The following is a 775-nucleotide window of genomic DNA, read 5'->3' as shown; positions in this document are numbered from 1 at the left end:
ATCATGATTCACCTGTGCTTCCAGCTTTTTGCGAGCCGTTGAACGGGTCAACTGTTTCGATTTGTTCGTACAGTGCCTCGAGCGACACCGGTTTGCTCAAATGCGCGTTGAACCCGGCTGACAGGGCCGTGTCGTGCTCTTCTTTGGTGCTGTAGCCGGTGAGCGCGATCGCCGACAAGGACGAAAGCGCTGGAATCTGTCGAACCGCGGAGATGAACTCGTACCCGTCCATGCCCGCCATGCCGATGTCGGAAATGAGCAGGTCGAACGGCGCCTTCTGCAACTCGGCCAGGCCTTGCTCTGCGTTGTACGCTGTCGTAACCACTGCGCCTTCGGATTTGAGCAACATGCCAAACGCATTCGCCGTCTCGGCGTCGTCATCGACCACGAGGATCCGCATATCGCGAAGCCCCGACTCGGGAGAGCCGGTCAGGACATCCGGAGTCGCCGTAACCGAGCAGCGGGGAAACCATAACGAGACGCGGGTTCCGTGACCTTGGCCGTCCGAGTGAGCACTGACCTTGCCGCCGTGCATTTCGACCAATTGTTTGACGAGCGCCAGTCCGATACCGAGGCCGCCCTTCGTGCGTCTTGGCTCGGCACTGCCTTGACGGAACATATCGAAGACGTGAGGGAGAAGATCACCGTCGATACCGTCGCCGTTATCGATGACGTCGATTCTCAGCCCGGTCCCGTCTTCCTTCAAGGCGATGGCGACTTCGCCACCTGAAGGCGTGAACTTGAAGGCGTTGCTGACCAGATTCCAGATCACCTG

1 protein-coding gene is annotated in these 775 nt (G+C 59.1%); it reads right to left on the bottom strand.

From position 1 onward, the window contains the following. Position 1 precedes the first annotated feature (1 nt). Positions 2 to 775 (bottom strand): ATP-binding protein (locus QCE48_RS31660; RefSeq protein ID WP_309794485.1); only part of this gene is annotated, 774 nt, incomplete at its 5' end.

It is taken from the genome of Caballeronia sp. LZ024, from assembly GCF_031451455.1.
In the GTDB taxonomy this organism is placed as follows: Bacteria; Pseudomonadota; Gammaproteobacteria; order Burkholderiales; family Burkholderiaceae; genus Caballeronia; species Caballeronia telluris.
Note: the sequence above shows the minus strand (reverse complement) of the source record. Positions and strands in the feature narration are given on the sequence as shown.